The 22,618-nt window shown below is 72.1% G+C and carries 20 protein-coding genes; 9 read left to right on the forward strand and 11 right to left on the reverse strand.

Features of this window, described 5'->3' with window-relative positions; all coding sequences use genetic code 11:
- Positions 1 to 2,019 (reverse strand): homocysteine S-methyltransferase family protein (locus ABZ567_RS25660; protein ID WP_360793862.1); only part of this gene is annotated, 2,019 nt, incomplete at its 3' end.
- 242 nt (positions 2,020 to 2,261) lie between these two features.
- Here ABZ567_RS25660 and ABZ567_RS25665 point away from each other — a divergent pair.
- The 5 genes from ABZ567_RS25665 to ABZ567_RS25685 all read left to right on the forward strand — a co-directional run bounded on the left by ABZ567_RS25665 (position 2,262) and on the right by ABZ567_RS25685 (position 8,640).
- Positions 2,262 to 3,026: an IclR family transcriptional regulator gene (locus ABZ567_RS25665; RefSeq protein WP_360793864.1), complete on the forward strand. Its 765-nt coding sequence runs from the start codon at positions 2,262 to 2,264 to the stop codon at positions 3,024 to 3,026.
- Between the two features lie 264 nt (positions 3,027 to 3,290).
- Positions 3,291 to 4,049, forward strand: coding sequence for an MIP/aquaporin family protein (locus ABZ567_RS25670; RefSeq protein WP_360793866.1), 759 nt, complete (start codon positions 3,291 to 3,293; stop codon positions 4,047 to 4,049).
- Between the two features lie 35 nt (positions 4,050 to 4,084).
- Positions 4,085 to 5,611, forward strand: a complete 1,527-nt coding sequence (gene glpK / locus ABZ567_RS25675) for a glycerol kinase GlpK (RefSeq protein WP_360793868.1) — start codon at positions 4,085 to 4,087, stop codon at positions 5,609 to 5,611.
- Positions 5,612 to 5,627: 16 nt separating this feature from the next.
- On the forward strand, positions 5,628 to 7,232 hold the full coding sequence (locus tag ABZ567_RS25680; protein WP_360793870.1) for a glycerol-3-phosphate dehydrogenase/oxidase: 1,605 nt from the start codon (positions 5,628 to 5,630) through the stop codon (positions 7,230 to 7,232).
- Between the two features lie 208 nt (positions 7,233 to 7,440).
- A complete protein-coding gene (locus tag ABZ567_RS25685) occupies positions 7,441 to 8,640 on the forward strand; it encodes a PAC2 family protein (RefSeq protein WP_360793872.1) in 1,200 nt (399 codons plus the stop codon).
- Positions 8,641 to 8,777: 137 nt separating this feature from the next.
- Here ABZ567_RS25685 and mshC read toward each other — a convergent pair whose 3' ends face one another.
- From mshC to ABZ567_RS25705, 4 genes are all read right to left on the reverse strand, one after another.
- Positions 8,778 to 10,007, reverse strand: a complete 1,230-nt coding sequence (mshC, locus tag ABZ567_RS25690; protein ID WP_360793874.1) for a cysteine--1-D-myo-inosityl 2-amino-2-deoxy-alpha-D-glucopyranoside ligase — start codon at positions 10,005 to 10,007, stop codon at positions 8,778 to 8,780.
- A gap of 150 nt (positions 10,008 to 10,157) precedes the next feature.
- Positions 10,158 to 10,964, reverse strand: coding sequence for an SCO1664 family protein (locus ABZ567_RS25695; RefSeq protein WP_360793876.1), 807 nt, complete (start codon positions 10,962 to 10,964; stop codon positions 10,158 to 10,160).
- Complete coding sequence (locus ABZ567_RS25700; protein ID WP_360793878.1) at positions 10,961 to 11,551, reverse strand: DUF3090 domain-containing protein; 591 nt, start codon at positions 11,549 to 11,551, stop codon at positions 10,961 to 10,963. The genes ABZ567_RS25695 and ABZ567_RS25700 overlap by 4 nt, the downstream gene beginning before the upstream one ends.
- A gap of 68 nt (positions 11,552 to 11,619) precedes the next feature.
- A complete protein-coding gene (locus tag ABZ567_RS25705) occupies positions 11,620 to 12,309 on the reverse strand; it encodes a histidine phosphatase family protein (protein WP_360793880.1) in 690 nt (229 codons plus the stop codon).
- Positions 12,310 to 12,397: 88 nt separating this feature from the next.
- Here ABZ567_RS25705 and ABZ567_RS25710 point away from each other — a divergent pair, with 88 nt between their 5' ends.
- Positions 12,398 to 13,390, forward strand: a complete 993-nt coding sequence (locus ABZ567_RS25710) for a magnesium and cobalt transport protein CorA (RefSeq protein WP_360793882.1) — start codon at positions 12,398 to 12,400, stop codon at positions 13,388 to 13,390.
- Between the two features lie 37 nt (positions 13,391 to 13,427).
- Here ABZ567_RS25710 and ABZ567_RS25715 read toward each other — a convergent pair whose 3' ends face one another.
- Together ABZ567_RS25715 and ABZ567_RS25720 are read right to left on the reverse strand one after the other, a co-directional pair.
- Entirely contained in the window at positions 13,428 to 14,213 is a 786-nt protein-coding gene (locus ABZ567_RS25715) for a ferritin-like domain-containing protein (RefSeq protein WP_360793884.1), read from the reverse strand.
- 218 nt (positions 14,214 to 14,431) lie between these two features.
- A complete protein-coding gene (locus tag ABZ567_RS25720; protein ID WP_360794102.1) occupies positions 14,432 to 15,481 on the reverse strand; it encodes an LLM class F420-dependent oxidoreductase in 1,050 nt (349 codons plus the stop codon).
- A gap of 131 nt (positions 15,482 to 15,612) precedes the next feature.
- Between ABZ567_RS25720 and ABZ567_RS25725 the strand changes: the two genes are divergently transcribed.
- Positions 15,613 to 16,590, forward strand: a complete 978-nt coding sequence (locus ABZ567_RS25725; protein WP_360793886.1) for an aldo/keto reductase — start codon at positions 15,613 to 15,615, stop codon at positions 16,588 to 16,590.
- On the forward strand, positions 16,587 to 18,845 hold the full coding sequence (locus tag ABZ567_RS25730; RefSeq protein WP_360793888.1) for a helix-hairpin-helix domain-containing protein: 2,259 nt from the start codon (positions 16,587 to 16,589) through the stop codon (positions 18,843 to 18,845). Before ABZ567_RS25725 ends, ABZ567_RS25730 begins: the two co-directional genes overlap by 4 nt.
- A gap of 84 nt (positions 18,846 to 18,929) precedes the next feature.
- Here ABZ567_RS25730 and ABZ567_RS25735 read toward each other — a convergent pair whose 3' ends face one another.
- A complete protein-coding gene (locus tag ABZ567_RS25735) occupies positions 18,930 to 19,598 on the reverse strand; it encodes a hypothetical protein (protein ID WP_360793890.1) in 669 nt (222 codons plus the stop codon).
- Positions 19,599 to 19,645: 47 nt separating this feature from the next.
- Here ABZ567_RS25735 and ABZ567_RS25740 point away from each other — a divergent pair, with 47 nt between their 5' ends.
- The gene (locus tag ABZ567_RS25740; RefSeq protein ID WP_073915128.1) at positions 19,646 to 19,834 is read left to right on the forward strand and encodes a DUF5703 family protein; all 189 of its coding nucleotides are present in this window, start codon (positions 19,646 to 19,648) and stop codon (positions 19,832 to 19,834) included.
- A 72-nt stretch (positions 19,835 to 19,906) separates the two neighbouring features.
- Here the strand turns inward: ABZ567_RS25740 and ABZ567_RS25745 are convergent, their stop codons facing one another.
- The 3 genes from ABZ567_RS25745 to ABZ567_RS25755 form a co-directional block, all read right to left on the reverse strand.
- Positions 19,907 to 20,752, reverse strand: coding sequence for a chaplin (locus ABZ567_RS25745; protein ID WP_360793892.1), 846 nt, complete (start codon positions 20,750 to 20,752; stop codon positions 19,907 to 19,909).
- A gap of 141 nt (positions 20,753 to 20,893) precedes the next feature.
- Entirely contained in the window at positions 20,894 to 21,127 is a 234-nt protein-coding gene (chpH, locus tag ABZ567_RS25750) for a chaplin ChpH (RefSeq protein ID WP_037925746.1), read from the reverse strand.
- 127 nt (positions 21,128 to 21,254) lie between these two features.
- Positions 21,255 to 22,580, reverse strand: a complete 1,326-nt coding sequence (locus ABZ567_RS25755) for a M20/M25/M40 family metallo-hydrolase (RefSeq protein ID WP_360793894.1) — start codon at positions 22,578 to 22,580, stop codon at positions 21,255 to 21,257.
- Between the last annotated feature and the right edge of the window lie 38 nt (positions 22,581 to 22,618).

Consider the following 22,618-nt stretch of genomic DNA (forward strand, 5'->3'; position numbering starts at 1 on the left):
GGCCTCGTCGAGGTCCGCCTCCAGGCCGTTCTTCTCGCCGTCGACGATCCGGCGCTTCAGCCGCTCCTCCAGCGGCAGCGCGAGCAGCTCCTCGGTCTTGCCGGCCTTCATCGACTTGGTGTTGACGCCCTCGAAGAGGGCCATCAGCTTCTGCAGCGGGTCGTAGCCCTCGGCGCGGCGGTCGTAGATCAGGTCGAGGGCGGTGGTGACCTGCTCGTCGTCGAAGCGGGCGATCGGCAGGATCTTGCTCGCGTGGACGATCGCCGAGTCCAGGCCGGCCTTCACGCACTCGTCGAGGAAGACCGAGTTGAGGAGGATGCGGGCGGCCGGGTTCAGACCGAAGGAGATGTTGGACAGGCCGAGCGTGGTCTGCACGTCCGGGTGGCGCCGCTTCAGCTCGCGGATCGCCTCGATCGTGGCGATGCCGTCCTTGCGGGATTCCTCCTGGCCGGTGCAGATGGTGAAGGTCAGGGTGTCGATGAGGATGTCGGACTCGTGGATGCCCCAGTTGCCGGTCAGGTCGTCGATGAGCCTCTCGGCGATGGCGACCTTGTGCTCGGGCGTACGGGCCTGACCCTCCTCGTCGATGGTGAGGGCGATCAGCGCGGCGCCGTGCTCCTGGGCCAGCCGGGTGACCTTGGCGAAGCGGGACTCGGGGCCGTCGCCGTCCTCGTAGTTCACCGAGTTGATCACGGCCCGGCCGCCGAGCTTCTCCAGACCGGCCCGCAGGACCTCCACCTCGGTGGAGTCGAGCACGATGGGCAGGGTGGAGGCGGTGGCGAAGCGGCCGGCCAGCTCCGCCATGTCGGCGACGCCGTCACGACCGACGTAGTCCACGCACAGGTCGAGCATGTGCGCGCCCTCGCGGATCTGGTCGCGTGCCATCTCGACGCAGTCGTCCCAGCGGGCTTCGAGCATCGCCTCGCGGAACTTCTTCGAACCGTTGGCGTTGGTGCGCTCGCCGATCGCCATGTACGCCGTGTCCTGGCGGAACGGCACGGTCTGGTAGAGCGAGGCGGCGCCGGGCTCGGGGCGGGGGTCGCGGGCGCCGGGGGTGAGGCCCTGGACCCGCTCGACGACCTGTCGCAGGTGCTCCGGGGTCGTACCGCAGCAGCCGCCGATCAGGGAGAGGCCGTACTCCCGGACGAAGGTCTCCTGGGCGTCGGCGAGCTCGGCGGGGCTGAGCGGGTAGTGGGCGCCGTCGGAGGTGAGGACCGGCAGGCCGGCGTTGGGCATGCAGGAGAGCGGGATGCGCGAGTGGCGGGCGAGGTAGCGGAGGTGCTCGCTCATCTCGGCGGGGCCGGTGGCGCAGTTCAGGCCGATCATGTCGATGCCGAGGGGTTCGAGCGCGGTGAGCGCGGCCCCGATCTCGGAGCCGAGCAGCATGGTGCCGGTGGTCTCGACGGTGACGGAGACGATGAGCGGCACGTCGGCGCCTAGGGCGTCGAGGGCGCGGCGGGCGCCGATGACGGAGGACTTGGTCTGGAGCAGGTCCTGGGTGGTCTCGACGAGCAGCGCGTCGGCTCCGCCGGCGAGGAGGCCCTCGGCGTTCTGCTGGTAGGCGTCGCGCAGCAGGGTGTAGGGGGCGTGGCCGAGGGTGGGGAGCTTGGTTCCGGGGCCGATGGAGCCGAGGACCCAGCGCTGGCGGCCGGTGGCGGCGGTGAACTCGTCGGCGACCTCGCGGGCGATCCGGGCGCCTGCCTCGGAGAGCTCGTGGACGCGCTCGGGGATGTCGTACTCCCCCAGGGCCGCGTGGTTGGCGCCGAAGGTGTTGGTCTCGACGCAGTCGACGCCGGCGGAGAAGTACTCCTGGTGGACCGAACGGACGATGTCGGGCCGGGTGATGTTCAGGATCTCGTTGCAGCCTTCGAGGTTCTCGAAGTCCTCGAGGGTCGGGTCCTGTGCCTGGAGCATGGTGCCCATGGCGCCGTCGGCGACGACCACTCGGCTCGCGAGTGCCTCGCGGAGTGCTGCGGCGCGGTTCCGGCTGTCTGCGGAAGGGGTCGGCAACGAGGCCATGGATGAACTCCCTGGGATGCGACGGCTGTCGGCTTTGCACGCTCGGTGGAGGGTGCACGGGGCCAGCGTAACCGCGCTCGGGCCGGGGTGGACAAGGCGTCCCACGGGCCGGACGGCATCCTGTGTGCGGGGACTCCCGGTCCTGCCGCCTCTTGTCCGACACTGTCATGGGTGACGCGAGGTCGGCATCGACCGATAGTGTTCAGCATTGTCGAACAACGTGAGAGGGAGAAGGCCGGGCGATGGCGAAGAACATCCAGTCGCTTGAACGGGCGGCGGCCATGCTGCGACTGCTCGCGGGCGGCGAGCGCCGACTCGGCCTGTCGGACATCGCGTCCTCGCTCGGGCTCGCCAAGGGTACGGCCCACGGCATCCTCCGCACCCTCCAGGCGGAGGGCTTCGTGGAGCAGGACGCGGCCTCGGGCCGCTACCAGCTGGGCGCGGAGCTGCTGCGACTCGGCAACAGCTATCTGGACGTGCACGAGCTGCGGGCGCGGGCCCTGGTCTGGACGGACGACCTGGCACGGTCCAGCGGCGAGAGCGTGCACCTCGGGGTGCTGCACCAGCGGGGCGTGCTGATCGTCCACCACGTCTTCCGGCCGGACGACAGCCGTCAGGTCCTGGAGGTGGGGGCCATGCAGCCGCTGCACTCCACGGCGCTGGGCAAGGTCCTATCGGCGTACGACCCGGTGGCGCACAGCGAGGTGCTGGAGGTCGAGCGGGAGGGGTTCACCCAGCGTACGACCACGGAGCCCGTCGCGTTCGAGTCACTCCTCGACCTGACGCGGGCCCAGGGCTGGGCGGCGGACGTGGAGGAGACCTGGGAGGGTGTGGCCTCGGTGGCGGCGCCGATCCACGACCGGCGCCGGATGCCGGTGGGCGCGGTCGCGGTCACGGGCGCCGTGGAGCGGCTCTGCCCCGCCGGGGAGCTGCGCCCGGAGCTGGTGGCGGCCGTCCGGGACTGCGCCCGTGCGGTGTCCCGGGATCTGGGGGCGCGGCGCTTCTGAGCGTCCCCCGTACGACCCGGACCCGACACGAACCCGCTGGTAACGATCCCGTTATCGGCGGGTTTTTCGCATCCCGGGCTCTTGACGCGCTGTTAACCCGAGGGCAAAACTTCCGTTCACCGGTCGGCAATGCCGAACACTTAACGGCAATACGCGTTAGAGTGTGGCAGCGCCAAGGGCCGGTAACGCCCTCACACGAGGGCGCGGACCACCGGAGGGACCCGGGGTTCGCCTTCCCCTGGACGAAGGACAAAGGAGTCGCGGGTGTCCAGCTCCGACATCTTCCTCGGCGAGACCATCGGTACCGCCGTTCTCATTCTGCTCGGCGGCGGTGTGTGTGCCGCCGTCACGCTCAAGGGCTCCAAGGCCCGCAACGCGGGCTGGCTCGCGATCACCTTCGGGTGGGGCTTCGCCGTCATGACGGCCGTCTACATGACGGCTTCCCTCTCGGGCGCCCATCTGAACCCCGCCGTCACGGTCGGAATCGCGATCAAGGACGGAGAGTGGGGCGACGTCCCCGTCTACTTCGCCGGCCAGATGCTCGGCGCGATGATCGGTGCGGCACTGGTCTGGGTGGCCTACTACGGCCAGTTCCTGGCCCACCTCAGCGACCCGGAGGCCGCCGCGAAGGAGCCGATCGAGGGCCCCGGCCCCGTACTCGGCGTCTTCTCCACCGGCCCCGAGATCCGGAACACCTGGCAGAACCTCGCCACCGAGATCATCGGCACCGTCGTGCTCGTCCTGGCCGTGCTCACCCAGGGCCTCAACGACAGCGGCAAGGGCCTCGGCGTCATAGGCGCCCTGATCACCGCGTTCGTCGTGGTCTCCATCGGCCTCTCGCTCGGCGGCCCGACCGGCTACGCGATCAACCCGGCCCGTGACCTCGGCCCGCGCATCGTGCACGCCCTGCTGCCGCTGCCGAACAAGGGCGGCTCCGACTGGGGCTACGCCTGGATCCCGGTCGCGGGACCGCTGATCGGTGGCGCCCTCGCCGCGGGTATCTACACCATCGCGTTCGCCTGAGCCGTCCTTCTCCCAGACCACCCTTGGAGCACACCGTGACCGACGCACACACCTCCGGCCCGTTCATCGCGGCCATCGACCAGGGCACCACCTCCTCCCGCTGCATCGTCTTCGACAGGGACGGCCGGATCGTCTCGGTCGACCAGAAGGAGCACGAGCAGATCTTCCCGAAGCCGGGCTGGGTCGAGCACGACGCCGCGGAGATCTGGACCAACGTCCAGGAGGTCGTCGCCGGCGCCCTGGCGAAGGGCGGCATCGCCGCCACCGACGTCAAGGCCATCGGCATCACCAACCAGCGCGAGACGACCCTGCTCTGGGACAGGAACACCGGTGAGCCCGTCCACAACGCCCTCGTCTGGCAGGACACCCGCACCGACGCGCTCTGCAAGGAGCTCGGCCGCAACGTCGGCCAGGACCGCTTCCGCCGCGAGACCGGCCTGCCGCTGGCCAGCTACTTCGCCGGCCCGAAGATCCGCTGGATGCTCGACAACGTCGAGGGCCTGCGCGAACGCGCCGAGGCCGGCGACATCCTCTTCGGCACCATGGACTCGTGGGTCATCTGGAACCTGACCGGCGGCGCCGACGGCGGCGTGCACGTCACCGACGTCACCAACGCCTCGCGCACCATGCTGATGAACCTGCACACGCTGGCCTGGGACGAGAAGATCGCGGAGTCGATGGGGGTCCCCCTCAACGTCCTCCCCGAGATCCGCTCCTCCGCAGAGGTCTACGGCCACGTCAAGGACGGCGTCCTCGCCGGCGTCCCGGTCGCCTCGGCACTCGGTGACCAGCAGGCCGCCCTCTTCGGACAGACCTGTTTCGCCGAGGGCGAGGCGAAGTCGACGTACGGCACCGGCACCTTCATGCTGATGAACACCGGCGACAAGATCATCAACTCCTACAGCGGCCTGCTGACGACGGTCGGCTACCAGATCGGCGACGAGAAGCCGGTCTACGCCCTGGAGGGCTCGATCGCCGTCACCGGTTCGCTGGTGCAGTGGATGCGCGACCAGATGGGCCTCATCAAGTCCGCCGCCGAGATCGAGACCCTCGCGTCCTCGGTCGAGGACAACGGAGGCGCCTACTTCGTACCGGCCTTCTCCGGTCTGTTCGCCCCCTACTGGCGCTCCGACGCCCGGGGCGTGATCGCCGGCCTCACCCGGTACGTGACCAAGGCGCACATCGCCCGCGCCGTCCTCGAAGCCACCGCCTGGCAGACCCGCGAGATCACCGACGCCATGACGAAGGACTCCGGCGTCGAGCTGACCGCGCTCAAGGTCGACGGCGGCATGACCTCCAACAACCTGCTGATGCAGACCCTCTCGGACTTCCTGGACGCGCCCGTCGTGCGTCCGATGGTCGCCGAGACCACCTGCCTCGGCGCGGCCTACGCCGCCGGCCTCGCCGTCGGCTTCTGGCCGGACACCGACGCACTGCGCGCCAACTGGCGCCGGGCGGCGGAATGGACCCCCCGCATGGACGCCGACCGACGTGACAGCGAGTACAAGAGCTGGCTGAAGGCCGTCGAACGCTCCATGGGCTGGCTCGACGAAGAGAACTGACGAGGAGTCGATCGACATGACCACCCTGCGAAGCGTCCCCGCCCTGGGGACGCACCCGGCATCCGGCTCCCTCCCGAGCCGCGCCGAGACCCGGGACCGGCTTTCCAAGGCGACCTACGACCTCCTGGTGATCGGCGGCGGCATCCTGGGCATCTCCACCGCCTGGCACGCCGCACAGTCGGGTCTGCGGGTGGCCCTGGTGGACGCCGGCGACTTCGCCGGCGCCACCTCCTCCGCCTCCTCGAAGCTGCTCCACGGCGGTCTGCGCTACCTGCAGACCGGCGCGGTGAAGCTGGTGGCGGAGAACCACTTCGAGCGGCGTGCGGTCTCCCGTCAGGTGGCACCGCACCTCGCCAACCCCCTCACCTTCTACCTGCCCGTCTACAAGGGCGGCCCGCACGGCGCGGCCAAGCTCGGCGCCGGCGTCTTCGCGTACAGCGCCCTCTCGGCGTTCGGTGACGGCGTCGGACACCTGCTCTCCCCCGCCAAGGCGGCGCAGGACGTGCCGGAGCTGCGCACGGACAACCTGAAGGCCGTCGCCGTCTACGGCGACGACCAGATGAACGACGCCCGCATGGCCCTGATGACGGTCCGCGCGGCGGTCGACGCCGGTGCCACCGTCCTCAACCACGCCGAGGTCACCGGACTGCGCTTCACCCGGGGCCGGGTCACCGGCGCCGAGCTCAAGGACCGCACCAGCGGCGACGAGTTCGGCGTCACCGCCCGTCTCGTGCTCAACGCGACCGGCCCCTGGGTCGACCACCTGCGGAAGATGGAGGACCCGAACGCGGCCCCCTCCATCCGCCTCTCCAAGGGCGCGCACCTCGTCCTCAAGCGGACCTCGCCGTGGAAGGCCGCCCTGGCCACCCCGATCGACAAGTACCGCATCACCTTCGCCCTCCCCTGGGAGGACATGCTGCTGCTCGGCACCACCGACGAGGAGTACGAGGGCGATCCCGGCCAGGTGGAGGTCACCGAGAAGGACACCGCCCAGATCCTGGACGAGGCCGCCTTCTCCATCCGCGACCAGCAGTTGTCGCGGGACCTGATCACCTACGCCTTCGCCGGTCTGCGGGTGCTCCCGGGCGGTCCCGGGGACACTTCCAAGGCCAAGCGCGAGACGGTCGTCACCGAGGGCCGCGGCGGCATGCTGTCGGTGGCCGGCGGCAAGTGGACGACCTTCCGCCACATCGGCCGCACGGTGATGAGGAAGCTGGAGCAGCTTCCCGGGCATCCGCTCGGCGAGGACTACGAGTCGGTGTCGACGCTGCCGAAGCGGCTGCCGCTGCCCGGCATAGCCAACCCGAACGCGGTCGCGCACCGGCTGCTCGTCGACGGTCCGGCGCCCGGCCCCCGGATGGCAGCCGACACCGCGAAGCACCTGGCGACGCACTACGGCTCGCTGTCCTTCGACATCGCGCGCATGGCGAACGAGAACCCGGACCTGGCCCGCCGCATCCACCCGGACGCGCCGGAGATCTGGGCGCAGGTCGCCTACGCCCGTGACCACGAGTGGGCCGAGACGGCGGACGACGTGCTGCGCCGCCGTACGACCCTGACCATCCGCGGCCTGGCCACGGACGAGATCCGCGACGGCGTCGAGGCGATGCTGCGGAAGTAACGCGGTGGCGCGCAGGGGCGGTTCCCCGTCGGGGGGGCCGCCCCTGACGCGTGCTCGGGAGGAGCGGGACCGCCGTGTGCGGGGGTGCGTTCCTGGGTAGTCGATCAAGGCCGCACGGGTTTTCGGGGACGTCCGGGGGCTGCGGGCGGACCTCGGAGAAGCCTTAAGGTTGGTCCGTACGACAGGAACTTCGAAAAGGAGGCGCTGGGTGATCGAGCTCGAGGGGGTACCCGAGCTGATCGACCCGGTCATGGTGGCCGCGTTCGAGGGCTGGAACGACGCCGGCGACGCCGCCTCCACCGCGGTCGCCCACCTGGACCGGGAGTGGAAGGGCGAGGTGTTCGCGGCGCTCGACGCCGAGGACTACTACGACTTCCAGGTCAACCGGCCCACGGTCTTCCTGGAGAACGGCGTACGGAAGATCACCTGGCCCACGACCCGGCTCTCCGTGGTCAGGGTCGGCGGCGACAAGCCCCGTGACCTGGTCCTGGTGCGCGGGATCGAGCCGTCGATGCGCTGGCGCTCCTTCTGCAACGAGCTGCTCGCCTTCGCCCACGAGTTGGGCGTCGAGATGGTCGTGATCCTGGGCGCCCTGCTCGGGGACACCCCGCACACGCGGCCGGTCCCCGTCAGCGGAGTGACCTCCGACCCGGACCTGGCGCGCACGATGGACCTGGAGGAGACCCGCTACGAGGGCCCGACGGGCATCGTGGGGATCCTCCAGGAGGCGTGCACCCACGCGGGCGTGCCGGCGGTGAGCCTGTGGGCGGCGGTGCCGCACTACGTGTCGCAGCCGCCGAACCCGAAGGCGACGCTCGCGCTCCTCAACCGGCTGGAGGACCTGATCGGTCTGCGCATCCCGCTGGGCGAGCTGCCCGAGGACGCGCGGGCCTGGCAGGTCGGCGTGGACCAGCTGGCCGCCGAGGACAGCGAGGTCGCCGAGTACGTACAGACGTTGGAGGAGGCCCGGGACACGGCGGAGCTGCCGGAGGCCTCGGGTGATGCGATCGCCCGCGAGTTCGAGCGGTATCTGCGGCGTCGTGAGCCCGGCAGCGGGCCCGGTCCCGGGCTTGCGACGGAGGGCGGCGACTCCCCGTTCCTGCGGGACGCCGCGGGCGGCGGCCGCACGAAGCCCCCGAAGCCGGAGCAGCCGGGCCCGGAGGCGGTCCCGGGCGCGGAGACGCCTCCGGCGCCGGAAGCTGCGGGTCCGGAAGCTGCGGGTCCGGAAGCGGCAGGCTCGGAGGCTGCGGGCTCGGGGGCTGCGGGCTCGGACGCCTCGGGCTCGGACGCTGCGGGCTCGGAGCAGGGCGGGAGCGCCTCGCCCGAGGCCGACGGACGGGACGGACGCGGCGGGCCCGAGGGGCCCGAGCCGCCCACCGAGGGCGCGAGCGGCGACGCGGAGAAGTGACCTGTACGGGAGGGGCGGCGCGGCCGCCCCTCCCGTACAGCTGTCCGGCCCGCCCCTTAGGAAGACGAACCGCCCCCCGACCTCGCGAGGAGTCCGGGGGGCGTTCGCGCACGAGCCCGGTCGGGCGCGGGATCCCGCTACAGAGCGACGCCCAGGAGGGCGTCGACGGCACGGGAGACGAGCCCGGGAGCGGAGTCGTCGGTGCCGCCCCCGGCCGTCTGGCGCGCGGCCCAGCGGTCGACCGCGGCGAGCGCGGTGGGGGTGTCGAGATCGTCGGAGAGGGCCTCGCGGAGCTCCTCGACGAGCGCGTCGGCGGACGGGCCGTCCGGGCGGGACACCGCGGCGCGCCAGCGGCCGAGGCGCTCGACGGCGTCCTGGAGGACCTGGTCGGTCCACTCCCAGTCGTCGCGGTAGCGGTGCGAGAGCAGCGCGAGCCGGATGGCGGCGGGGTCGACGCCGTCCCGGCGGAGTGCGGAGACGAAGACCAGGTTGCCCCGGGACTTGGACATCTTCTCGCCGTCGAGACCGACCATGCCGGCGTGGACGTACGCCTTGGCCATGGGGAACTCGCCGGTGAGGGTCTGGGCGTGGGAGGCGCCCATCTCGTGGTGCGGGAAGATCAGGTCGGAGCCGCCGCCCTGCACGTCGAAGCCCATGCCGAGGTGGTCGAGGGCGATGGCGACGCACTCGATGTGCCAGCCGGGCCGGCCGGCGCCGAGGCTGCCGCCGTCCCAGCTTGGCTCGCCCTCGCGGGCGGCCATCCAGAGCATGGGGTCGAGCGGGTTCTTCTTGCCGGGGCGCTCGGGGTCGCCGCCGCGCTCGGCGGAGAGGTGGCGCATCAGCTCGGTGGTGTAGTTCGAGACCTGCCCGAAGTGGGGGTCGGCGTCGACGGAGAAGTAGACGTCGCCCTCGAGCTCGTAGGCGGCGCCGGAGTCCCGGAGGCGCTCGACGAGCGGGACGATGCCGGGTATGGCTTCGACGGCGCCGATGTAGTGCTGCGGGGGCAGCATCCGCAGGGCGGTCATGTCCTCGCGGAAGAGGGCGGTCTCGCGCTCGGCGAGGCCGACCCAGTCGATGCCGTCGCGGATCGCGCGCTCCAGGAGCGGGTCGTCCACGTCCGTGACGTTCTGGACGTAGTGCACCTGCCGCTTGGTGTCGAGCCACACGCGCTGAACGAGGTCGAACGCGTTGTAGGTCGCCGCGTGACCCATGTGGGTCGCGTCGTACGGCGTGATGCCGCACACGTAGATACGGGCGACGGGGCCGGGGGCGAGGGTGACTCGTCCGCCGGTCGCGGTGTCGTGGATCCGGAGGTCGCGGCCCTTGCCGGGAAGGGCGGGGACCTCAGAAGCGGGCCAGGCATGCATGACCCGAGCGTAACCGGACAGGTGTTCCGGATACGAACCGGATCCGAGATCTTGACCGATTAGGCGCTCTTGCGGGTCAAGGACGTGCGTGCATACGCCCCAGGGGTGCGCGCTCCCGTCGGCGGCCGTGGCCGAAACCTTTCGCCTCGCTCAGACCGGGGGCCAGGGGATGGCGGGCCACTCCCCCGAGGGCACCGGGTGCCGTCCGGTCGCTCGGAGCGCCACCACGCGGGCGCGTACCGCCGCGACCTCGGCGCCGGTGAGCAGTTGCGCCAGACGGGCGGCGAGGGGTTCTCCGGGTGCCAGGGAGCGGTCGAGCGCGTCGAGGACCTCGGCCGCCTCGGCGGGCAGTTCCTCGCCGGCCCAGCCCCACAGCAGGGTGCGCAGCTTGTCGTCGACGTGGAAGGTGACCCCGTGGTCGATGCCGTAGAGGCGTCCGTCGGGTGACGGCAGCAGATGGCCGCCCTTGCGGTCGCCGTTGTTGATGACGGCGTCCAGGACCGCGAGCCGGCGCAGCTCGGGGGTGTCTGCGTGGACGAGGAGCGCGGTGCGTTCCTCGTCGAGCTGGGCGGGCCCCACGGCCTTCCAGCCCGCGCCTGCCTCCTCGTCCTCGGTGAGGGCCAGCAGGCGCGCCTCCGGGTCGGCCTCGATCCACAGCTGGACCATGCCTTCGCCGTACGGCCCGTCGCGGAGCACCGTCGGCGGGACGAGGCCCCAGCCGGTGGCCTCGGAGATCTCGTACGCGGCGACCTCGCGCTGGGCGAGGGTGCCGTCGGGGAAGTCCCACAGCGGCCGCTCCCCCGCGACCGGCTTGTAGACACAGGCCGCCTCCCGGCCACCGTGGGCGACGGAGCAGTACAGGACGGCGTTGGAGGCCTCGCGGACCTGGCCCCGGACGGTCAGCTCACCATGGGTGAGCAGCTCGGCGTCCGGCGGCGTCGAGGGGCTGCTGCTCATGCTCCGCGACGGTATCCGTTCTGGCGGGGGCAGACGTGCCCCTCGGGGTCGAGCGGCAGGCTGCACAGCGGGCACGGCGGCCGGCCCGCGTTCACGACGTCCAGGGCCCTCTTGGCGAAGGCCCGTGCCTGTGCGCCGCTGAGGCGGACCCGGAGCATCGGCGGGCCGTTCTCCTCGTCCTGGAGGAGCCGCTCCTCCGCCTCGGCCAGGTCCTCCTCGGAGTCCACGTCGAGCTCGACGAGCGCCTGCGCCTCGACGATCATGCGCTGCTCCTCGCCGTCCCAGGCGAGCGCCATGGTGCCGACGCGGAACTCCTCCTCGACGGGTACGTCGAGGGGGGCGGCGTCGGCGACCTCGGCGGGGGCGACGGCGGGGACGGGCGCGTTGCCCCCGGTGCGGCGCACGACCTCGTCGAGGAGTTCGTCCATGCGCTCGGCGAGGGCGGCGACCTGGGTCTTCTCCAGGGCGACGCTGGTGACACGGCCGCCGGCGGACGCCTGGAGGAAGAACGTACGGCGGCCAGGCAGCCCGACCGTACCGGCCACGAAACGCTCCGGTGGGTCGTAGAGGAACACCTGACGGGACACGTTTCCCGGCTCCCTTGCGTCTCGACAGTCGTACTACAACGGCGCGTCCACCCTACTGCGCGGAGCGATCACGGTGCGCCCGCACCGCCCCCGACCTCGGCCGCCCCGCCGCTGTCGGGGTGGTCACGGGGCGCGAGACCGGCGAAGTCCCCGGTGTCGCCGAGGCGGACGAGGAAGGGACGCAGGCGCGTGTAGCGGATGACGGTGACCGAGCAGGGGTCGACGTGGAGGCGCTGGAAGAGGTCGAGGTGGAGACCGAGGGCGTCCGCCACGATCGACTTGAGGATGTCGCCGTGCGCGCACATGAGGTAGCAGGCGTCCTCGCCGTACTCGGCCTCGATCCGGGCGTTCCAGTCGTGGACGGCGTCCACGGCGCGGGCCTGCATCGCGCGCATGGACTCGCCGCCGGGGAAGGCCGCCGCGGAGGCGTGCGCCTGCACGACCTCCATGAGGGGTTCGTCACCCAGCTCGGCCAGTTTGCGGCCCGACCAGTCGCCGTAGTCGCATTCGTTGATCCGGTCCTCGACGTGCAGCGGCAGGTCCGGGCGGGCTTCGATGAGGGGCCGTACGGTCTCCCGGCAGCGCTGGAGGGGGCTGGAGACGACGGCGGCGAGCGGGACGTCCGCGAGGCGCCCGGGGAGCGCCGCGGCCTGCGCGGCCCCCCGCTCGTCGAGGGCGATCCCGGGCGTGCGCCCGGCGAGGACGCCGGAGGTGTTGGCGGTGGAGCGTCCGTGCCGGACGAGGATCAGCGTGGCCATGCCGGCCAGCCTAGACGGCCGGGCCGGAACCGTGTGGGGAGGAGACGGGCGGCCGCACGCGTGCATGGCGGGGCCGTTCGGGGGGAGAATGCGCCGCGTGATTGTCGACTCTGCCATCTACCGCGACGGGCGCCGTACGGACGGACCCGCCGACCTCTCCGACGCGCTGGACCAGGCGCGGACCGCCGGGGACGCCTTCCTCTGGGTGGGCCTGCACGAGCCGACGGAGGCGGAGTTCGACCACGTCACCTCCGAGTTCGCGCTGCACCCGCTGGCCGTGGAGGACGCCCTGAAGGCGCACCAGCGGCCCAAGCTGGAGGTCTACGACGACAGCCTTTTCGCGGTGCTCAAGCCGATCGTGTACGAGCCGGAGAGCGACCGGGTGTCCTCGGGCGAGTTGATGCTGTTCGTGGGCGACTCGTTCGTGGTGACGGTCCGGCACGGCGAGGGCGCGCCGCTCGCCGAGGTGCGCCGCCGTCTCGAAGCGGACCCGGAGCTGCTGAAGCACGGGCCGACGGCGGTGCTGTACGCGGTGAGCGACGCGATCGTCGACCACTACCTCGACGTGGCGGGTGAGCTCCAGGTGGACCTGGAGGAGCTGGAGGCGGACGTCTTCGCGCCGACCGGGGGCAATCCGGGGAACACCGCGGAGCGGATCTACACGGCGAAGCGGCAGGTGCTGGAGTTCCGGCGCGCCAGCGGTCCGCTCGCGGGTCCGCTGGCGCGGCTGACGGCCGGCTCGGTGCCGTTCGTGCACGAGCGCGCGCAGCCGTTCTTCCGGGACGTCAACGACCATCTGCTGCGCTCCAACGAGCAGGTGGAGGGGCTCGACCGGCTTCTGTCCGACGTGCTCTCTGCCCACCTCGCGCAGATGGGCGTGCGGCAGAACGACGACATGCGGAAGATCTCGGCGTGGGCGGCCATGGCGGCGGTCCCCACGATGGTGGCGGGGATCTACGGCATGAACTTCGACCACATGCCGGAGCTGCGCTGGGTGGGTTCGTACCCGGTCGTCATCGCCGTGATGTCGGGGATCGTCTTCATGCTGTACCGGCTGTTCAAGCGGCGCGGCTGGATGTGAGGCCCCGCCCGGGGGCTCGGCGGGGCCGCACCCGGGCTCAGAAGGCGGGGGCGGGGGTCGCGGGCCCACCGAGGGCGTCGAGCCGCTCGGGCATCCGCAGGTCGACCATCCGGTGCCACCCCGCGGCGCGCTCGTAGGCGTACATGCCGTGGATGCCGGCGGCGAGGGCGGCGGCCTTGGGCCGGGGCCAACGCAGGATCCGTCCCATGTGGCGCATCACGGCGAGGCTGACGTCGCGGTAGACCTGGATCTCGACGAGGGCGGAGTCGCGCAGGGTCCGCTGGATGAGCCGGCCGTGGCCCGCGCGCGCGAGGCGCAGCAGTTCCTCGTGGCAGTAGGCGAGGTGGTTCGCCTCGTCGTTGTCGATCATGTGGATGGCCTTGCCGAGTTCGGGATGGTCCCCGAAGTACGTGACGAGCATGTCCATCTGGTCGGCGGCCCGCTGCTCGGTGACCCGGCTGTGGGCGAGGTAGACGACGATGTCCCGCTCGGTCAGGGGTTCGTCGCGGCGGAGCGTGGCGTGCGCGAGGCCGATGCCGCGCTGTTCGAGCAGCATCGTGTAGTCGGTGTCGGGCGGTACGGGGACGGGTTCGAGGCCGCGCTTCCTCATCAGCGCCTGGAAGATCCGGCCGTGCTTGTCCTCGTCGGCCCCGTGCCGGGTGATCTTCGGCGCGAGGTCCCTCATGCCGGGCGCGACGAGGGCCGCGATCCGGGCGTTCTCCCAGCCGCCCTGGGTCTCACCACTCGCCGCGATGGAGCAGAAGAGCCGGAAGGACTCGTCGTCGTCGATGATTTCCTGGAACAGACCTTTGGCCGTGAGCATCGCCGCCACCTCCGTGCGCGTGTCCGCACTCCGTACGCCCCCGGGGACACGAGTCAAATGCGGTCGGGGGCGGCGAGCAACAGGAGGGACGTGCGACTCGGCCGAAAGAGTGAGCCCGGGGCCGTAACCGGGGGCCCGGCGAAGCCGTTGTGCTGGATGACGGCCGTGGCGGGGAAGACCCCCGAGCCCCCACCACGGCCGCGGACTTTCCCTCCGCGTCAGGCGAGGCCCGCACGCTCCATGGCCTCCACGCCCGCCCGCAGGGCCGCCACCCGCTCGTCCAGGGTGAAGCCGGCCGGGGCGAGGGTGAGGGTGGTGACCCCGGCCTCCGCGTAGGCCGTCATCCGCTCGGCGATCCGCTCGACGGAGCCGAGCAGCGCGGTCTGGTCGATGAGGCTGTGCGGCACGGCGGCGGCGGCGCCCGTCTTGTCGCCGGCCAGGTACTTGTCCTGGATCTCGGCGGCCTCCTTCTCGTATCCCATGCGTCGCGCGAGCTGGTTGTAGAAGTTCTGCTTGCGGCTGCCCATGCCGCCGACGTAGAGCGCGGTGTACGGCCGGAACACGTCCGCGAGGGCCTCGACGTCGTCGCCGAGGGCGAGCGGAACGGTGGGGCAGACGTCGAAGCCGTCCATCGTCAGACCGGCCTTCTCGCGTCCGGCGCGCAGCGGGCGGAGCGCGGTCTCCTCCAGGTGGGCGGCGGATGGGAAGATCAGCAGGGCGCCGTCGGCGATCTCACCGGTCTGCTCCAGGTTCCTGGGGCCGATGGCGGCGATGTAGAGCGGGATGTGCTCGCGCTGCGGGTGCACGGTGAGCTTGAGGGGCTTGCCGGGGCCATCGGGGAGCGGCAGGGTCCAGTGCTCGCCGTCGTGGGTGAGGCGCTCGCGGGACATGGCCTTGCGGACGATCTCGACGTACTCGCGGGTCCGGGCGAGCGGCTTGTCGAACTTCACCCCGTACCAGCCCTCGGAGACCTGGGGTCCGGAGACGCCGAGTCCGAGGCGGAAGCGGCCGCCGGTGAGCGAGTCGAGGGTGGCGGCGGTCATCGCCGTCATGGCCGGCTGTCGGGCCGGGATCTGCATGATCGCGGAGCCGACGTCGATGCGCTCGGTCTTCGCCGCGACCCAGGCGAGGACCGTGGGGGCGTCGGAGCCGTAGGCCTCGGCGGCCCAGCAGACGTCGTAGCCGAGGCGGTCCGCCTCCTGTGCGACGGCGAGATTGTCGCCGTCCATACCGGCGCCCCAGTAGCCGAGGTTGATGCCGAGCCGCATGTCCACGCACCCCTTACCCATCGGTAACGTCCCTGTGGGCGGGACTCTAGCGCGCGGCCGGTGCATCCGACAGGACGTGGTTGTCCACAGGCCCCTCTGCGCGGGGCGCCCCGGCCAGTAATCTCGCGCCCATGGAGCAGAGGCATCTCGGACGTACCGGCCTGCGTGTGTCGCGCATCGGACTCGGCACCCTCACCTGGGGCCGGGACACCGACGAGCACGACGCAGCCGCGCAGTTGAAGATGTTCTGGGACGCGGGCGGCACGCTCGTGGACACCGCCGACGTGTACGGCGGGGGCGAGGCGGAGTATCTGCTCGGGCGTCTCATGGAGCGGCTCGTGTCCCGGCAGGACCTCGTCCTGTCGACGAAGGCCGGCAGCGTGCCGGATCCCGACCGGCGTACGGACGGCTCACGCGGGCACCTGCTCGCCGCGCTCGACGCCTCCCTCGAACGGCTCGGCACGGACCACGTCGACCTGTGGCAGCTGCACGCCTTCGACCCGCACACGCCCCTGGAGGAGTCCCTCCAGGCCCTCGACATCGCGGTACGCAGCGGGCGGGCCCGGTACGCGGGCGTGGCGAACTTCTGCGGCTGGCAGCTCGCCAAGGCCGGCACCTGGCAGCTGGGCGGGGACCGGACCCGGCTCGCGGGGGCGCAGCTGGAGTACTCGCTGCTCCAGCGGGGCGTGGAGCGCGAGGTGCTGCCCGCCGCGCAGGACCTCGGGATAGGCCTGCTGCCCTCCTCACCGCTCGGGCGCGGGGTCCTGACGGGCAAGTACCGCGGCGGGACCCCCGGCGACTCGCGGGGCGCGTCGGAGACCATGGCGGCGTTCGTCGAGCCGTACCTGGACGATGCGGCGAGCCGGATCGTGGACGCGGTCGCGACGGCGGCCGAAGGCCTCGCCACGACCCCGCTGCACGTGGCGCTCGCCTGGGTCAGGGACCGGCCGGGGGTGACCGCGCCGATCGTCGGCGCACGCACGGCGCGGCAGCTGACGGCCGCGTTGTCGGTGGAGACCCTTAGTCTTCCTGACGAGATCTGTCGGGCGCTGGACGATGTGTCGGCGCCCGTGCACCGCTATCCGGATCACGACTGGAGCACCTTGTGACCGAGCCTTCCGGGGAGACCGCGCCCGAGGCCGTGGAGCCCGCAGAGGACCTGCAGGAGGGAGCCGCCGAGGCCCCGGCCCCGGGCCCCGACGCGACCGAGGAGCCGGGCACGGACGTGGCCGACGCGACCGGCGCGGCCGAGGCAGATGCGGCCGGTGCGGCTGAGGCCGAGGCGGCTGGTACTGCTGAGGCTGTCGGCGCGGCTGAGGTGGCCGGTCCTACTGAGGCTGGTACCGCGGCCGAGGGTGCCGGTGCGGCTGCGGCTGCTGGTTCCGCTGACGCTGCCGCCGCGGTCGAGTTGAGTGACGCCCAGGCCGAGTTGATCGCGCAGCGGGAGTTGCGGGCCAGGATCGAGGCGCGCAAGGCCGAGAAGGAGGGGCCGCCGGTGAGCGGCGCCAAGCTGAGCGGCACGGCCGCCGACCTGCTCGCGGCCGTCCGGGCCGTGGAGGGCGGGGCGGCGACGGGCAGCACGTTCTACGAGGCCCCCGCGCCCGCTCCCCGGCGTCCCGCGCCCGAGGCGGCCCCGGCCGTGACCGTCCGGCCGCCCGCACCGGTGCGGGCACCCGCGCCCGGCACCACGGCCGCCGTGCGGGAGGTACTGGTCAAGGGCGGCGCCCCCGAGACGCTGGCCGGGCAGGTCGCCGCCACGCTCGGCGAGGGCGCGGCCACAGCCCTCCGCGACGACCCCTGGCAGCTGCTCGCGGTGCCCGGGGTACGCCCCGAGCAGGCCGACGGCTTCGCACGGGCGCTGCTCGGCGACACCTGCGGCCCCGACGACCCGCGCCGGACGGTCGCCCTGACCGTGTGGGTCCTGGAGCGGGCCGCGCTCCAGGGGTCCACGGCCCTGGAGATCCAGGCGGTGCGCGCCGCACTCGCCGGGCACGGGGTGCCCGATCCGGAGTCCGCGGTCGAGGAGGCGGTCGCCGCGGGCGCGGTCCTCGTCTTCCAGGAGGAGGAGACGGCGGCGGAGGAGTCCGAGGACGACGAGGAGCCGACGGAGACCGCCGCCGAGGAGCCCGCCTCCCCCGTGCTCCTCGGGCTCGACCGGTACGCGATGGCCGAGGAGAGCCTCGCGGACGCGCTCGCCCGGCTGGTCAGGACGGTGACGGCCGCGCAGTGGGACGGCTCCGAACTGGAGCGGGCCGCGGGTGCGCACGGTCTCGTCCTGCACACGGGCGGCGAGGCGTCCCGCGCGGAGCCGGTGGCACTCGTCGCGGCGGCCCGCGAGCGCGGCCTCCGCACCCTGGTCGCCGTCCACGCGGACGACGGTCGGCGCGCGCTCGGCACCGCCGGGAAGGACGCCGTGACGGTAGCCGCGCTGCTCTCCGGGGCGGCGGGCCCCGGCCGCGACGAGGAGGGCGCCCTCGCCCTGGACCTCCTCGTGATCCTCGACGCGCCGCAGCTGGACGTGGAGAGCGCCGCGATGCTCGTGGAGTCCCTGCCCGACGGCTGCCGGCTGGTGCTGAGCGGCGACCCCGGGGTGCTCGGCGCGCCGGGCGCGGGCCAGGTCTTCACCGACGTGCTGGCGGCCCGGGTGTGCCCGCGGATCGTCTCGCGGCGGCCCGACCCGGGACCGCTCGGCGAGCTGGTCTCGGGCATCGGCGCCGGGGAGCTGAACCAGGTCGAGGCCCCCGGCAAGGAGATCGTGATCGTCCCGGTGCGGGACGCGGGCGAGGCCGTGCACCGCGCGGTCCAGCTGGTGGCCGACTCGGTGCCCCGGGCCATCGGGGTGCCGTCCGAGCAGACGCAGGTCGTGACGGTCGGCCACGGCGGTTCGGCCGGTACGCGCGCGCTGAACGTGGCCCTCAAGCAGCGGCTCAACCCGGGCCCCGGCCGCTTCGGCGGCTACGACATCGGTGACCGGGTGGCGTACGCGCCGGCGCCGGGGCGGACGGTGACGGGCACGGTGCTGTCGGCCGACGCCGAGGGGCTGCGGCTGCGGTGCGGGGACGAGGCCCTCCTCGTACCGAAGGAGCGGGTGGAGACGGAGCTGCGGCACGGTTGGGCGCTCACCGCCCACCAGGCGGCCGGGACGCGCTGGCCCGCGGTGGTCGTGGTGCTGCCGGGGGACGCCGCCGGGGGGCTGAGCAGGCCGTGGGTGTACACCGCCTTCGGCCGGGCGGAGCGCCATCTGTCGGTCGTGCACGGCGTGGACCAGGCGCTGCCCCGTGCGGTCGCCGAGGGGGTGGCCCCGGAGCGGACGACGCGCCTGCGGCCGCTCCTGGAGGCGCTGCTGGCCACGCCCGAGGAGTAGGGCCTGTCGTTCGGACCACGCCAGGGCCGAACGGCGAGAGGGCCGGGACCCCCGACGGGGGTGTCCCGGCCCTCTCGCTTCGCCTCAGGAGCGGGGGACGCCGGTTTCTCCAGCGGTGTCCTCGACGTCCTCGTCCTCTTCCTCGTCGAAGACGGCGCTGACGTCGAAGCGGCAGATGATGCGCTCCGGGTCGGCTTGCTCGAAGGGGGCGTTGAGCCACTCCCCCGGTTCCGGAAGCTCCTCGGCCGCGGTGACCCAGAGGGTGGAGTCGCCCTCCTCCAGGCCGAACTCCTTGTGCCGGGAGGCGATCTCGTCCGGTTCGTACTCGCCGAAGAGCACTCCGAGCGCGGCGAGGGGCGAGACCCCGGCCCGCGCGGCCGGTCCGGGGGTGTCCGTGTCACCGTCGACCTCGGCGACGCGGCGGGCCTGGGCGAGCAGTCGTTGCGGTTCCGCCACGGCGTAGTCGCGGCGGATCAGCAGGCTGAGGGCATGGGGTTCGTCAGGTCCGGAGTACGGCGGCAGGGCGCCTTCCGCTCCGGGGATCTCGAAGGGGGTGACCTCGTCGTAGCGGTCGTAGAGGATCTCGTCGTACGTCTCGGCCGCCGCCGCGAGGGCGTTGAAGGCCTCGTAGACGGCCGTGTCGTCGTCCCCCGTGCGGCGTTCGACCGCCGCGAGGTGACGGTCCAGTGCGGCTTTGACCGCCTCGGCGGCGGCACGTACCTCGGCAGCGGTGGGCTGCGCAGCATCAGACATGGGACAGACGCTATCCGTACCGGGGCCGTGCCCGCACAATAGATGCGATGCCGGAATACGAATTTGTCGACGTGTACGTGCCGCGCGGTGTCTCCCGCAAGGAGGCGACGCGGCTGTTGACCGACCATGCCGAGTACGGACACTGGGAGTTGGACCGTCTGACGCTGCACCGGGACGGGAGCCGCAGAGTGCGGCTGAAGCGGCGGATCATCCGCCAGGTCCGGGCGACCTGGTAGCGAGAACCGGACAACGAGAAGGGGCCCCGCGGTGCGCGGGGCCCCTTGTGCGTGGTGCGTGACGCGGCGGGCTCAGGCCGCGCTGCGGGCGCGCCGGTAGATCAACGAGCCGGCGAGCAGCAGACCGGCACCGGCGGGGATGATCACGCCGAGCGGACCGGATCCGGTCTCGGCGAGTTCCTCGACGGCGCGGGGCGGGGTGACTCCGTGCTCACTCGGAGTGTTGGAGCCGCCGCCGTCTCCGGGGAGACCGGGCGTACCCGGGGTTCCGGGGTCACCGGGGTTACCCGGGTTGCCGGGGTTACCGGGGTTACCGGGGTTACCGGGGTGGCCCGGGTTGCCGGGGTTACCGGGGTTGCCGGGGTGGCCCGGGTTACCGGGGTTACCGGGGTGGCCCGGGTTGCCGGGGTTACCGGGGTTACCGGGGTTGCCGGGGTTCCCCGGATGGCCCGGGTGCGTCGGCTCGATGCCGTTGCCGCATTCGTTGCCCATCGACGGGTTCAGCAGTCCGACGACCGAGACGCTGTTCCCGCACACGTTCACCGGGACGTGGACGGGCACCTGGACGTTGTTCCCGGAGCCCACCCCCGGGGAGCCGCCGGTGTGCCCGTCGGCGGACGAACCGCTGCCGGGCTTACCGGGCTTGCCTGGCTTGCCGGGCTTGGCCGGCTGCGAGATGTTGGCGCACCTGTTGCCCATCGCCGGATTCAGCAGTCCGACGACGTTGACGGTGTTCCCGCAGGCGTTCACCGGTACGTGGACCGGGACCTGGACGGAGTTTCCGGACGCGACGCCCGGCGAATTCGTCGCCGTACCGTTCGCACCGGAATCGGCGTGCGCATAACCGCCGCCGACGGCGGCGAAAACGCCTCCTGCGGCCGCAACGGTGATAAGGCCCTTGCGCGTGACCTGTCGCATAGCTTGTTCCCTGCCTGCTCTGCTTCTCAAAGAGTGCCACCGGGCGGACCGCCCGGGGCGGAAATGGCCACCGGCCCCGGAGTGCATGGCACGCACTCCGGGGCCGGACAGGCTCACACCCTCACGGGGCGAGACACAACGTCAGGCGTTGACGCAGGTGTTGCCGAAGGCGGGGTTCAGCAGGCCGATCACGGAGACCGTGTTGCCGCACACGTTCACCGGGACGTGCACGGGAACCTGGACGACGTTGCCCGAGAGCACGCCGGGGGAACCGATGGCGGCACCCTGAGCGCCCGCGTCGGCAACGGCCATGCCCGCACCCGCGAGAACGAGACCGCCAGTGGCAGCCGCAGCAGCGACGACCTTCTTGAGCATTATTCCTCCTAGTGGGAAACGCGGTCCCAGCCGCGGACCGCACACCTGTAACGAGGGGGAAAGGAGGGGGCTACGAGCCCTTGAATTCATTCACTCTTTCCGGTCACGCACGAACGCACGGCCGAATTCAGCAGGCGTCGATGAATCGGTCCAGGACCCGGGCGCCGAACTTCAGACCGTCCACGGGCACCCGCTCGTCCACACCGTGGAACATGCCGGCGAAGTCCAGCTCCGGCGGCAGCTGGAGCGGGGCGAAGCCGAAGCAGCGGATGCCGAGGTCGTCGAAGGACTTGGCGTCGGTGCCACCGGAGAGCATGTACGGCACGGCGCGGGCGATCGGGTCCTCGGCGCGCAGGGCCAGCTGCATGGCGTCCACCAGGGCGCCGTCGAAGCTGGTCTCCAGGGCCTTGTCGCCGTGCACGTCCTCACGCTTCACCTTCGGCCCGAGGATCCGGTCGAGGTCGGCGAGGAACTCCTGCTCGTACCCGGGCAGGAAACGCCCGTCGACGTGCGCGGTGGCCTGGCCGGGGATCACGTTCACCTTGTACCCGGCGCCGAGCATGGTCGGGGCGGCCGAGTTGCGCAGGGTGGCGCCCACCATCTTGGCGATGCCGCCGAGCTTGGCGAGGGTGCCGTCCATGTCCTCGGGGTCGAGGGGGGTGCCGAGCGCGTCCGAGAGCTCGTCGAGGAAGGAGCGGACCGTCTTGGTGACCCTCACCGGCCACTGGTGGCGGCCGAGGCGGCCCACGGCCTCGCATAGCTCGGTGATGGCGTTGTCGTCGTTGGTCATCGAGCCGTGGCCGGCCGTGCCCTCGACGGTCAGCCGCATCCAGTGCATGCCCTTCTGGGCCGTCTCGACCAGATAGAGGCGCAGGTTCTCGTTGACGGTGAAGGAGAAGCCGCCGACCTCGCCGATGGCCTCGGTGACCCCGTCGAAGAGGTCCCGGTGGTGGTCGACCAGGTGCCGCGCGCCGTAGGTGCCGCCGGCCTCCTCGTCGGCGAGGAAGGCGAGGACGATGTCGCGCGGGGGCTTGCGGCCGCTGCGCAGCCGGTCCCGTACGACCGCGAGGGTCATCGCGTCCATGTCCTTCATGTCGACGGCGCCGCGGCCCCAGACGCAGCCGTCGGCGACCTCCCCGGAGAAGGGGTGGTGCGTCCAGTCCTCGGCGTTGGCCGGGACGACGTCGGTGTGGCCGTGGATGAGGAGGGCCGGCCTCGACGGGTCCTCGCCCTCGATGCGGGCGACGGTGGAGGCCCGCCCCTGGTGCGACTCGATGATCTTCGGTTCGAGTCCGACCTCCGCGAGCTTCTCGGCGATGTACTCGGCCGCCGCGCGCTCGCCCGGTCCTGAGTGGTCGCCGTAGTTGCTGGTGTCGATACGGATGAGGTCGCGACAGAGGTCCACGACCTCGTTCTCGGCGGTGACGCTCCGGCCGGTGTTCGACTCGCTCACGCTGCTTCCTCCCACTACGTGCCCCACGTGATTGCTTC

This window comes from Streptomyces sp. NPDC016459, assembly GCF_040632845.1.
Lineage (GTDB): Bacteria > Actinomycetota > Actinomycetes > Streptomycetales > Streptomycetaceae > Streptomyces.